Here is a 12,551-nt window from a genome sequence, read left to right on the forward strand (position 1 = left end):
TATTAAAAAGTTATGTTTAAGCCAGCAATAATAGAGGTTTGAACAGGACCGGTTCCTCTTACATACCCTTGTCTAAGCACACTGCTAGAGCCCGTACTACCGCCTTCTGAATTAACACCAACAAAATTTGTTAGGGTAAAAAGATTATTACCGGTCAGGTACAATCTTAAGTTAGATAGCCCAATGCTTTTTAAATCTTTTGGACTAAAATTATAACCCAGTTGTAACGTACGTAAGCGCAGGTAATCCCCATCTTGAATCATGGTGTCTATTCTATCCCCAATAGCTCTTCTGGCTTGTGACCTGTTAGTGTTAGGTTGTGACATAAAACCATCTGGATTGTTTTCTGGATGGTACCTATTGTCAAAATAGTATTGACTAGCGGTTTTAAATGCTTCACCAGAACCTATTGCTGCAAATGTGTAGCTAGAAACGGATCTGCCCTCTACACCATCAAACAAGAAATTAAAATCAAAATTCCTATACTGTAAGTTTGCTCCAAATGCATAGGTAAAATCAGGATTGTACGTACCTACACCAACACGGTCATCATCTGTAATTTCACCATCATTATTGGTATCGGCTATCCAATAATCACCGGTAACCGTTCCTTCCAAAGAAGGCGAACTATCTATCTCCGCTTGTGTTTTATACACTCCCAAAGACTTGTACACATAAAGTTCCGCAATTGGACCGCCAATTTTAGTTCTAAAAAACGACGGGCCTCCACTTTCAATAATCTCCTCTTGGTCCGGACCTAGCTCCAATACTTCATTTTTGTTCGTGGAAAAATTAGCATTGAAACCAATACTTACCTCTCCTAAGTTAAATCCGTTTCCACGAAGATCAATTTCAAAACCACTGTTTTTAAACGCACCAATATTTTGAAGCGACGAATTAAAACCTGATTGCTGTGGTACAGGTACATTTAGTAGTACCCCTTCTGTCTCCGTATTATAATATTCTGTAGAAATTGCAATCTTATTATTGAAAAAACCAAGGTCTAAACCAAAATTTGTAGATGTACTGGTTTCCCATGATAAGCCAGCGTTTGGAGAAGAACCTGTAGAATTACCGACTACCAATTGTCCATCTACGGTATATTCATCTACATTGATGATACCTTGGGAATCATAGTTGCCAATTTGGTTATTCCCTACTTGACCCCAACTTGCCCTTAGCTTTGTATTATTGATAAAACTATCCTCTGGAAAAAAATCTTCCTCACTTAACAACCACCCTACGGAAGCTGAAGGGAAAACACCCCATTTGGTGTCATCACCAAACCTAGAAGACCCGTCTGTACGTATTGACGCAGAAGCCAAATATTTATTGGAAAAATCATACTGCATACGGCCAAAATAAGAGACCTGTGCCCAAGTAGATTCATCATTATCTACTGTCCATGTAGAACCACCCGAGATATTACGTAGTAAATCGTTTTCAAAATCATTGGCATTGGTATTGGTTCTAGAAAATGATTCGGTTTGAAAGCTATATCCACCAATAACATCTACATTATGCTTATTGAAATTTGTATTATAATTCAATGTAAATTCAGTAAGCAAGTTTTTGGAGATATTGCGATTTTCAGTTGCCGTTATTATCGCATTTTCCGGTAAGGTTCTATATTGTCCAATTCCAGAAGGCCTAAAGTATTTAGAAATATTATTTCTATAATCTGTTCCTACAACACCTTTGGCCGTTAAGTCCTTTATGATATTATACTCTAAAGTTGCGCTAGCAATGGTCCTGAATCTTTCAACGGTATTGTCCGACAATTCGGTCATGGCAACCACATTCTCTGCCAAAGCTCCGTCTTCCGGTGTATTGGCATATAGTTGATTTCCTATGGCAAAAGAGCCATCATCATTACGAACCGGGAAAAACGGATACATAATATCCCAACCTCCATTTGGATCGGCAGGAAATGTATTATGACCATTGTTATGCCCTGTTACATTACCTTCTGCATACGAGGTATTCAAATTCAAATTAAATTTTAATCGCTCCGATACCTGAGTGCTAACCGTAATATTTGAAGTGATTTTTTCTAAATCTGACCCAATAGTAACACCATCTTTAGTTTCATAACCAATAGACGTATAGAAATTGGTTTTATCCATTGCCTGTGCTAATGACAAGTGATAGTTGTTTAGAAAAGAGGTCTTATAGACTTCATCTATCCAGTTGGTATTGGTTAAACCTTGCACACCGTTTAAATAATCTTCCGTGTAGGCCAACCTCAACTGTCTTTTACCCGCCCCATTGGCAAGCCTAGTAGCTACATCATCATTTTCACTAACGGTTAGGCCATTTGCGGCCATTGCCGTTACATAACCCCTGTCTCGAGCTTCTTTAAAGAACAGTGCGGCATCATAGGCATCTACAGGTTTAATATTTGGTTTTCCAAACTGAACCCCTGAAAAGGCCTTAAAGGACACTTGCAATTCTTCGTTCGTTCCTTTTTTAGTGCTAATAAGAATTACGCCATTGGCAGCCCTAGAACCATATATAGATGCAGAAGCCGCATCCTTTAGTACACTGATGGATAATATATCATTGGTATTCAGGGACCCTAAAGAACTATCTTCCGATAAAGGCACTCCATCTACAACGATCAGTGGTTTTTGTCCTGCTCCAAAAGAGCCTATACCCCTAATGTTGACAACGGCATCATCAAATGGATCCCTACCACCTTGGCTAATATTAATACCGGGCATAGTACCAGCCAATGTTTGTTCAAAACTTGGTGAAGCATATCTGTTAATGGTCTCCGTATTTACTTTGGCAATAGACCCTAGCACTTTACCTTTAGACAATGATCCATAACCAATGACTACAACCTCCTCTAAACGAGCTTCATCTGGTAATAGACTTATATTTACTACAGCTTGATTGTTAACATTGATTTCTTTGGTTACATAACCTAAATATGATACCTGTAACACGGCATTGGAATTGGAAATAGCTATGGTATAATTTCCATCAAAATCGGATATTTGTCCGTTGGTAGTGCCTTTTTCTATAATATTGGCACCAGGTAGGGGATCACCGTTTTCATCCGTTACCTTACCAGACACCGTATTTTGTTGGATTTTCTTTGGTTGTAAGGTTACCGGATTTTTTTGACTTTTAAAATTTGGCCGTTTTACCAAGTAAACCCTTTGTCCATTAAGGTTATAGGTGGTTTTTGTGTTACTAAAAATTCTATCAAGGAAAACAGAAATCAATTCATTTTCTGCCTGTACAGATATCTTTCTTTTTAAATCTACATCATCAATTATGTAAACAAATTCAAGTTCTGTGGTTCCTTCAATCTTATCGATTACTTGCCCAATAGTTACATTGTTAAGTTGCAACGTAACCTTTGTATTTTGCCCATAGCCATCATTCGCTTTCATGGCAAACAATGCTAGGAAAATCAGCAAAATACTTAGTTTCATTTTTAAATTTAATTTGAATAATGGAAAGGGGCTTCTTGTATGGTTAAGAAGTTTTTTCATACTTTTATAGTGTTAACTGTGGTTATTCTTTTGTTTGATCACGACAACTTTATATCGGGAAATGTTCGCAGCATTTTCCGATTTTTTTTGGCTCTTTATGAATCCTTTTTAGTTGCCTTTTCTTTGATTTTGGTTTATTCGTTTCAGGTCATAGGCTATGGTTTAAATATTTGTTTATACTAGCATCTTTTCTATTATTTTACTCAATAATTATAGAATCTTTATTGATAGTGTATTTAATGCCGTAGTTCGTTTTTAACTCTTGGAGCACCCTTTCTATTGGTTCCTTTCCAAAATTTGCATTAAATACTTTTTTAGCGAGATGGGTATTATGGTTAATGAAAACAACATTATAGTTTCGCTCTAATTTTTTTAGAATATTCTCAAAAGTCATATTTCTGAAAATCATTTTTCCATCTATCCAAGAGGTATAAATGTTCGTATCCACTTCATTTTTATGGATACTATTCTGGATCCTATCAAAACTACCTTTAAACCCTGGCTCTAAAAGAATATTTTTTTCAGGGTGATGCCCATCACTATCAGAATACAAGCTAACAGAACCCTCAACCAAAACCACTTCGGTATTTTCATCTTCAGGATAGGCAGAAACGTTAAAATGTGTACCCAAAACTCTAATGTTAAGGCTGTTGGCATTAACGATGAAAGGATGTTCAGTATCCTTTGCCACATCTAAATAGGCTTCACCGGTAATAAAAACCCGTCTATCCTTGCCCTTTATAAAATGAACCGGATATTTAATGGAAGTACCAGCATTTAAATGTGCCATAGTACCATCAGAAAGTACAATATTCATGCGTTTTCCATAAGGTACCGTTAACGTGTTATACGCTAAAGTTTCATTTGTTTCCACTTTTTCATACACCAATTGATTGCCTTGCTGTTGTAAAAGAACGTTACCATGCTTATCTGTCACTTTTTCATTGCCATGCTGATCCAATACTTTAATGCTACCGTCCTCCAGTTCTAAGGTTATGGCGTCTTGTGGAATTACAACAGTATTATTAAATAAGGTGTTTTTAGAAATAAAATAGGTCATGGTAACTATCCCTATAAACACCGCGGCTATAGAGACATATCTAAAAATGTTTTTTTGCTTCTTTGGTTGGTTCGTTTTTTGGGACGCTATTTGTTTACTCGATGCCATAATTTCATCAAAAATAGAATCGGCCACAGCATCGTTCATTTTAGGAACTTCTTCTAGGTAAGAAAGTACCTCATCAACAGAAGGCATTTTGCCCAAGTTCTCCTTTTGGCCAAAAAATGCGATTACTTCTTCAATTTCCTTTTCATCGCATTCTCCTTTGACATATTTGTTTAAAAGGTGATTAATCTGTTGCTTATCTTTCATGATATATGATTCTGCTACATATATAATACAGATGAAAGCCTACGGAGTACTATTCAGAAAATGAATTTTTTTTGATTTTTTTTTAAAATATCTTTCTAATGAAGAAAAATGGACATTCTCAGCTTAAAGAATATTGAAGAAAACAAGAAGTAGAAAGGTAATTTCCCCTTTAGTTTCCAAGTACATGGTAATATTGGAGAGTGCCTGACTCATTTGATTTTTAACCGTTTGTGTAGAAATACCTAATTCTGAACCAATATCTTGGTAGCTTTTGCCTTCATCCCTAGACATTTCGAAGATGAGTTTTCTTCTTGGAGGAAGGGTCTGTATTGCCTTTTTACGGATTACCTCATATTCCCTACCCTCTATATAGTCATCTACGGGGAGATATTTTACAGTGCTTTTTGCGTAAAAAACCTCCTCTCTTAATTTTTTATCGGTTACAGCTTTAGCGAGAAAATTAAACGTGTGGTTTTTTGTAATGGTATATAAGTATGATTTAAAGGAAAGCTCGGCTTTTAAATTTGCCCTATTCAACCAAACCTTTAAAAAAACATCTTGTACAATTTCTTCAGCATAACTATCAAACTGCACTAAGCTTTTAGCATACGCGAACAACGGATTTCTATAGATACCAAAAAGCTTTTTAAATGCTTTTTCATTTCCTTCTCGCAACTGGGCTACAAGTAGTTTATCCGTGTTTTTTTTATCCGCTGACATGTAAACAATCTTATTAGGCGATTATTTTTAACGAGATAAATGTAGCAAAAAGGATATGATTTTCGCAAATTGAAAAAATACAGGAAGAATTTATAAGAATATCTTAATCCAAGTTTAACATAAAAATTACATGTATTTAGGTGTTAAACTTGGGTTTTTAACTATTATTTACAGTTGTTTTTTCAACTATCTGACAATCAATATTTTGAATGTTTTCTTTTGTTCTTATACAATTTATACCAAATGAGATCTTTTGTTCTGGAATATATCAAATTTGAACTGTCAATATCCTTTAAATTACCTGTTACTCAAAGCAAACCCCATGTAAATCCGTAAAAAGTTCAAGTACAGCGTAACCATTAACTAGGTGTTTTTATGGTTCAGCCAGTTATAAACGGCCAATACAATTGCCAAAACCAGTAAAATATGAATGACCGCACCTAAAATTTTAAATACCAAAAAGCCAAGCAACCAGCCAATTATTAAAATCACGATTATTGTCCAAAGAATCTTTTTCATCTTGTTTATTTAGTCATTCCGTAAACTAACGATACTTCTAACAGCATTAAAGGAATGCACAATTCAATAGTGAAGTTAGCATGCTAAACCGTCTAGGTTTGGTTCTAAAAAGTTGTTTATTAATGCAATCCACATAATACAAACCCCAAGTCATTACAAAACTGAATTTTATTTTAACCCATTCCTTTTTGGGCTAACAAATAAGGTAATAATGCTAATGTGCAGAAGCAAGGTGTTAGAAATTGCACCGTAATGAAAGCAGCATATCAATTTAATAAAACGTACAATAGACTGTATCAGATTTCTGAAAAGTCCGCCCATCTTCTCCATGTCCTAGAGCAATTATTGTGCAGAGTGGACAGTAAGATATCTTACCATCTTAAACTTAAACAACGCCATTCTTGTATACATAATATCTACTTAGAAATTGTCACAGAACTTAAGAAACTAACATTGGCTTATGGCTGTTCTACAAGTTTATGCAGACCGCCAGCCAAGCAGTGGGTAAATGCAAAAGAACTTTTTTCGGCACAAAGTATTTTAGAAATCGAGCATCTTTTGCAAACGGCAACCATTGAGCAGTTACAACAATATGATCAGATGCTTTGCGCTACGGATATTCCCTGTCATGTGGCCAGACTACTTCATCTTCAAAAAAATCAAATACAAACAGATTTATATCACTACGACACTTAAAAAGAACTAATTATATGGAAATAGAAAACAATGTGACTATGGATATGGATATCCAAAAGTCAGCCGGTATGGGCGCTATTTTAGAGCCCGGCAAAGTTACCTTTAGAGTTTGGGCACCAAATGCGGAAAAAGTATTTGTAAAGGGCGATTTCAACGAATGGAAAGATGATGAGGTGGCCCTTAAGGAAGAGGCCAATGGCTATTGGGCCGGGGTTACCAATTTGGCACAAGAAGGCGATGAATACAAATATGTTATCCATAATAATGATACCATATATGAACGGAACGATCCATATGCTTTTGAGGTTACCAATAGTAACGGCAACTCGGTCATACGAACATTAAATTTTAATTGGGATGATGATGGCTTTCAAATACCAGCATGGAATGAATTGGTTATTTACGAATTACATGTAGGTACGTTTAACCGTCAAAAAGATGATCAGGTAGGTACCTTTAATGATGTTATTGAAAAACTACCCTATTTACAGGAATTAGGCATTAACTGTATAGAGCTCTTACCTGTTGCAGAATTTGCCGGCGGCATCTCTTGGGGCTATAATCCGGCCCACCCGTTTGCCATTGAGCAAGATTATGGCGGGCCAGATGCATTTGCCAATCTGGTAAATGAATGCCATAAAATGGGTATTGCCGTTATTATGGATGTCGTCTATAACCATTTTGGACCTTCTGATGTTGACCTTTGGCAATTTGATGGCTGGAGCGAAAATGACAAGGGTGGCATCTATTTCTATAATGACCATAGAAGTGATACCCCTTGGGGAGACACCAGGCCAGATTACGGTAGAAAAGAGGTTAGGCAGTATTTACGTGACAATGCTTTAATGTGGATAGAGAAGTATCACTGTGACGGACTACGAATGGATGCTACTTCTTATATACGCTATGAAGGTGGCGGTATAGGATATGATACTGAAATTGAAGAAGGTAATATCCTAATGCGCGACATCAACGCAGAAATAAAGGAGAAATATCCACATGTTCTTACCATTGCAGAAGATCTAAAGGGTGATAGCCGGGTAACGAACGACCCTATTGATGGCGGTTTAGGTTATGGAAGCCAATGGGATATGGAGTTTGTACATCCGGTAAGGGAGGTTATCCAAGACACCCATGATGATAGTAGGGATTTACAAAAAATAGTGAACGCCCTGGAATTTAAATATAGTGGCGATTATTTTAGACGCATTGTGTATACGGAATCTCATGATGAGGTAGCTAACGGAAAAGCAAGGGTGCCGGAGGAAATTCAACCAGGTGATGCAGAAAGCGATTTTGCCAAAAAAAGAGCTATCCTTGGTCTTGTCCTAACATTAACGGCACCTGGTATACCTATGCTTTTTCAAGGCCAGGAATTTATTGAAGATGAATATTTTCAAGATACGGAAGGGCTAGATTGGAATAAGTTGGAAAAACATACAGGAATAAAAAACCTAGTTCGTGACCTGATCAACCTAAGAACCGGTAAAAGCGACCGTAGTTTTGGTTTAAGGGCGCAAGGAATTACCATCTTACATTTTAACCAAGACACCAAAATACTCGCATATCTTAGACATGACGAAAACGAGGAAAAGGAACCTGTAATGGTCATCTTGAACTTTACCAATACAGATTACAATGCATATGGTATTGGCATTGAAGACCATTCTGAATGGAAGCTGAGAATCAATTCCGTATACAAGGAATACGACAATGCCTTCACGGCCAACAAAGCAAAGAACTTGAATATAGAGGAAGAATCCACTGATGAAAAAAATTGGACGGGCTTCGTAGATATTCCTGCATACGGCGCCTTAATTTTTACGAAATAAAATTGCACGAAATACCATAAAAAATGTGCCCTGTAAATTCAAATTACAGGGCACATTGTGTTTTATCTATAAGCTTTTTAACGGTGGCTTTGCTTAATTTATAAGATTACCTCTGTACGGGTAAATACACAATAAATGTAGCGCCTTCACCAAGTGTACTTTTTGCATGGATATGGCCTTGATGGTTTTCTACGATTTTTTTACAAATAGACAGCCCTATTCCAGTTCCGGAATATTCTGTTTTAGAATGTAGTTTTTGGAATACTTCAAAAATAGATTTTGCATATTCCGGTGCAAAACCAATTCCGTTATCCGTAAAGGAAATTTCATGATAAGTCTTAAAATTCTTGGTAAACTTCTCCTGAATATCCTGGGCATTTACTTGAGTAGATGTAATATTGATCACCGGGTCTATATCACTCTTTCTATATTTAATTGAGTTGCTGATCAAATTGGCAAATACTTGCTCCAATTTAAAAGCCACCCCTTTTACTTCCGGTAAATTCTCAAAAGTAATCTGAGCATTGGTCTCTTTGATCAATTGAGACAACTCTTCTTTTACTTTACCACCAACTTCATTTAAATTAACTTCTTCAAATTCGCTATCCTGTCTTTCTATACCACTGTAAGTCAATAAATTTTGAATGAGGTCTCGCATTCTAAACGCAGCTACCTTAATTTTCTCAAAGTAGACCATAGATTTTTCCGGTAATGATTCCCTGGCATCGTCTTCTATACGAGATATAAATACTTGAATTTTTCTTAACGGTTCTTGCAAATCATGACTGGCCACCCTACTAAATGACTCCAATTCCTCATTGCTCAATTTTAATTTATCATAACTTTCTATTAACTGATTGTCCTTGGCTACCTGTTCCGTAATATCCTGTACAATACCTACAGAAACCGGTTGATCCTCTATCTGGACCAATCTCCCATTAATATTGAGATGCAGCACCTTTTTATCTTTGGTGATTATCCTTAATGTTGATATGGACGAAGTACCATTTGCAATGGTCTCGGCACAAAGAATATCATAATTTTCCTGATCATCTGGGTGTACCAGTTTACGATAGTTCTCCAATGTAATAGGAAAACTGTTGGGCTCATACCCCAGTAATCTGTAGAAGTTATCGGAAACGGTTACAGAACCATTTTTCAAATACCATATATAACTACCAATACCAGCTACAATTTCCGCTTCCTTGAATATGGTATTCTGTAAACTTAGTTCTTCATTAAGCTCATAGAGCGCTTTTTCCGTTTTTTTAATACTAGTGGTATCCCAAGCGGTATTGGTTATGCCCCCACCGGATTTTACTATTGTATTACAAATTGTTTTAGCACCATCCTTAAATTGATATTCACTCTCATGCTCTTGATCTTCACCGGTATTGTAACAAAGTTTCATCAGGTCCAGAAGACCATTTTCTACCACCATAGGGTACATTTCCACTAAGGTATTACCTATATTTTCTGCCTGGTCACTTCCCGTAACTTCTTCTATGGCATTGGATGCATATACAAATTTAAAATCCGTTACATTTCCCTTATCATCCTTTATCGGCTCAAAGTGACTAATAACATTATTGGAACTTTTATATACCCCTTTTAAAAAGGTTTCCGTCTCCTGTAATTTTTTATTCTGCTCAATGATGCGTGCATTGACCTTGGTTATTTCCCGTTTTTGACTGTAAATACTTATAAAGCCGATAATAAAAATGATCATAGAGGTAATGGCGACCAACAAGGAAGAAAGAGGGGTCAAGAATGATTGCGAGGTAAATTCTTCCCTTCTAGAAACCATTAAGTAGTTTTCATCGGACAACATACTCTTTTTAATTCTTTGGGCTTTGTTTACAATGTTAGAAATACGCTCTAACCTATTGAGCTGCAATTGCTCGTTGGCAACATTGGTACTATCCGTTATAGGTGTTATCGGTAATTCTGCAATTATTTCATTGCGGAGTACCTTCAACATCTTTACCCTTTCTTGTTGTGATGCATTTTCCTTGGTCAACGCTTGTAACCTCTCTAAGCCTTGGTCTATTTCTATGATGACCATATCTGTGAGATTCTCCTGATCTTGTTGTAATTGGTTTTTTAACTGGATTGATTCTAACAACAAAAAATTAGCGGACAATTCTACAATGTTACGCTGTACATCTAAAGTATGGGACACCTTCTCCCCTGAACTATACAATCTTTCTACCTGCTTATACCCTACCCCGGCAGTATACAATAATAATGCTGCGGCCAATATCAACAGAAAGATATAGGTCTTTGTAGAGGCCAAAATCCGTTTAATATCCATATGATCAGCTATAAATAAAATTATCCTTGGTTAATCCTTTATTACTTTTAGCCCAATCTATATGTAAAATATTATATATGATTTTCGTTAGTTTTTTAAAGGAATCTGGCTTGGTTACATAAAGGTTGGCCCCTTCGGCAAATGCACTTTCAATATCCGTTGTAGAAGAAGATGTGGAGTATATGGCCACTTTTACGTCGTTTAAATGATCATTAGATCGTATTTCCCTTAAACACTGTATTCCATTAATGACCGGCATGTTTAAATCTAAAAATATTAATTTGGGCATCAAGGCATGGTCCATATTTAGATATTTCAAGATTTCCCTGCCATTCTCAAAAAGAAAAAGTTGGGTAGCAATATTTATTTCTTCAATAGCCTCTTCAAAAAAAGACCTGTCATCCTCATCATCATCAACCAAAGCTATATGTAATTTATTTTCAGCCATCTATACGGGGGTTATTGCTAATGTAGTCGATAAACTATTATGTAGCATTTTAATGTTCTTATTTATTTACGTAATTCTTCATAAAAATGTTCTTTTTATCCTAAAATTTAATGGAATATTTAATTTTTTATAATCTAGTTAACTATTTTTCAAGGTAGTAGAAAAACACATCTTCCCTTACTTCAAAAAAAACATTTCTGCTAAGTTAATTTGGTCAATATCCATAAGGCCGTAATTCCAAATATCATATGCGCACAAATTAACTGGATAAAGAAATACGTTAGGTTAATTTCTGGAGGGTCAGAATGTTTTAGAAACATGACCGTCCAACCTAGTACACCTATAATCCCAAGAAAAAAACCTAGGACCAACCCACATAGTAAAGGGTTCAATTCTTTTGCGTGGTTTAAATAAAAAAATAAACCCGCAGCCATTAATATACCAATTACCAAGTGTATGGCCCACCCCCTAAAATCATTATCTTCAGCTACAGTATCAAAAGTTTTGGAACGATTTATCAATCTATTCAGTAAATGTGTTTCATTAAATTTATGGTCGCTTAATTTCTCCAAAATATGGCTAAAGATGGTCATTACCATCGTTCCCAAAATTCCAGATACTATAATTAATATTACGCTCATAATATGTCAACTAGCATTAGCTTTATAAAAATCACATAAAATTTTATAAAATGTGCATGTAGTAATCAATTGAACAAACAATACTTGTGAATGCGCTAAAAGTTCATTGTTTTTCAATAAAGGCATTACAATTATGCCACTAACTTTGTTTGGATGTTAGTAGCACTGCCACATAATTTCAGGTTTAGTTATTAATACACAATCCAGTGTGACTATGGAAGAACTTATTGGAACATTTGCAGGAATATTTACTACCGTAGCGGCATTACCCCAGATTTATAAGGCTTGGCGCTCAAAAAAAGTCGATGATGTCTCACCAAAAATGTTTTATACAATTACCATTGGTGTTTTTCTATGGACCATCTATGGTATTTTAAAGTCAGATATTCCTATCATCGTCACCAATGGTATTTCCGTAATTCTAAATTGCACCATGCTTATATTAATTTATAGATACCGCACGGTGTACAGTAAATAAAATAGGTGTTGGAAAACTGTTTTGA

10 protein-coding genes are annotated in these 12,551 nt (G+C 35.8%); 3 read left to right on the plus strand and 7 right to left on the minus strand.

The window, feature by feature from the left end:
* Positions 1-2: 2 nt before the first annotated feature.
* From ABVM52_RS04650 to ABVM52_RS04665, 4 genes are all read right to left on the minus strand, one after another.
* On the minus strand, positions 3-3,446 hold the full coding sequence (locus ABVM52_RS04650; RefSeq protein WP_405384182.1) for a SusC/RagA family TonB-linked outer membrane protein: 3,444 nt from the start codon (positions 3,444-3,446) through the stop codon (positions 3-5).
* 259 nt (positions 3,447-3,705) lie between these two features.
* Positions 3,706-4,878 (minus strand): FecR family protein, encoded by a 1,173-nt coding sequence (locus tag ABVM52_RS04655; RefSeq protein ID WP_405384184.1) that lies wholly within the window; start codon positions 4,876-4,878, stop codon positions 3,706-3,708.
* Positions 4,879-5,001: 123 nt separating this feature from the next.
* Positions 5,002-5,598, minus strand: a complete 597-nt coding sequence (locus tag ABVM52_RS04660) for an RNA polymerase sigma factor (protein WP_405384186.1) — start codon at positions 5,596-5,598, stop codon at positions 5,002-5,004.
* A gap of 363 nt (positions 5,599-5,961) precedes the next feature.
* Positions 5,962-6,117 (minus strand): lmo0937 family membrane protein, encoded by a 156-nt coding sequence (locus tag ABVM52_RS04665; protein WP_405384188.1) that lies wholly within the window; start codon positions 6,115-6,117, stop codon positions 5,962-5,964.
* 252 nt (positions 6,118-6,369) lie between these two features.
* Between ABVM52_RS04665 and ABVM52_RS04670 the strand changes: the two genes are divergently transcribed.
* Positions 6,370-6,813 (plus strand): hypothetical protein, encoded by a 444-nt coding sequence (locus ABVM52_RS04670; RefSeq protein WP_405384190.1) that lies wholly within the window; start codon positions 6,370-6,372, stop codon positions 6,811-6,813.
* Positions 6,814-6,827: 14 nt separating this feature from the next.
* Positions 6,828-8,645 carry an alpha-amylase family glycosyl hydrolase gene (locus tag ABVM52_RS04675; RefSeq protein ID WP_405384192.1) on the plus strand — a complete coding sequence of 606 codons (1,818 nt, stop codon included), beginning with the start codon at positions 6,828-6,830 and terminating at the stop codon, positions 8,643-8,645.
* 106 nt (positions 8,646-8,751) lie between these two features.
* On the opposite strand, the gene ABVM52_RS04680 is transcribed toward ABVM52_RS04675, so the two are convergent.
* From ABVM52_RS04680 to ABVM52_RS04690, 3 genes are all read right to left on the minus strand, one after another.
* A complete protein-coding gene (locus ABVM52_RS04680; RefSeq protein WP_405384194.1) occupies positions 8,752-10,959 on the minus strand; it encodes an ATP-binding protein in 2,208 nt (735 codons plus the stop codon).
* A 4-nt stretch (positions 10,960-10,963) separates the two neighbouring features.
* Positions 10,964-11,407: a response regulator gene (locus ABVM52_RS04685; protein WP_405384196.1), complete on the minus strand. Its 444-nt coding sequence runs from the start codon at positions 11,405-11,407 to the stop codon at positions 10,964-10,966.
* 200 nt (positions 11,408-11,607) lie between these two features.
* Positions 11,608-12,048 (minus strand): DUF6789 family protein, encoded by a 441-nt coding sequence (locus ABVM52_RS04690; protein ID WP_405384198.1) that lies wholly within the window; start codon positions 12,046-12,048, stop codon positions 11,608-11,610.
* Between the two features lie 214 nt (positions 12,049-12,262).
* Between ABVM52_RS04690 and ABVM52_RS04695 the strand changes: the two genes are divergently transcribed.
* Positions 12,263-12,526, plus strand: coding sequence for a SemiSWEET family sugar transporter (locus ABVM52_RS04695; RefSeq protein WP_405384200.1), 264 nt, complete (start codon positions 12,263-12,265; stop codon positions 12,524-12,526).
* Positions 12,527-12,551 lie beyond the last annotated feature (25 nt).

It is taken from the genome of Maribacter sp. LLG6340-A2 (assembly GCF_045057105.1).
Taxonomy (GTDB): Bacteria; Bacteroidota; Bacteroidia; order Flavobacteriales; family Flavobacteriaceae; genus Maribacter.

What these genes read in the sequence shown, in the direction of transcription:
- ABVM52_RS04650 (WP_405384182.1), bottom strand. Translation starts at nt 3,446, where the DNA reads ATGAAACTAAGTATTTTGCTGATTTTCCTAGCATTGTTTGCCATGAAA.
- ABVM52_RS04655 (WP_405384184.1), bottom strand. Translation starts at nt 4,878, where the DNA reads ATGAAAGATAAGCAACAGATTAATCACCTTTTAAACAAATATGTCAAA.
- ABVM52_RS04660 (WP_405384186.1), bottom strand. Translation starts at nt 5,598, where the DNA reads ATGTCAGCGGATAAAAAAAACACGGATAAACTACTTGTAGCCCAGTTG.
- ABVM52_RS04665 (WP_405384188.1), bottom strand. Translation starts at nt 6,117, where the DNA reads ATGAAAAAGATTCTTTGGACAATAATCGTGATTTTAATAATTGGCTGG.
- ABVM52_RS04670 (WP_405384190.1), top strand. Translation starts at nt 6,370, where the DNA reads ATGAAAGCAGCATATCAATTTAATAAAACGTACAATAGACTGTATCAG.
- ABVM52_RS04675 (WP_405384192.1), top strand. Translation starts at nt 6,828, where the DNA reads ATGGAAATAGAAAACAATGTGACTATGGATATGGATATCCAAAAGTCA.
- ABVM52_RS04680 (WP_405384194.1), bottom strand. Translation starts at nt 10,959, where the DNA reads ATGGATATTAAACGGATTTTGGCCTCTACAAAGACCTATATCTTTCTG.
- ABVM52_RS04685 (WP_405384196.1), bottom strand. Translation starts at nt 11,407, where the DNA reads ATGGCTGAAAATAAATTACATATAGCTTTGGTTGATGATGATGAGGAT.
- ABVM52_RS04690 (WP_405384198.1), bottom strand. Translation starts at nt 12,048, where the DNA reads ATGAGCGTAATATTAATTATAGTATCTGGAATTTTGGGAACGATGGTA.
- ABVM52_RS04695 (WP_405384200.1), top strand. Translation starts at nt 12,263, where the DNA reads ATGGAAGAACTTATTGGAACATTTGCAGGAATATTTACTACCGTAGCG.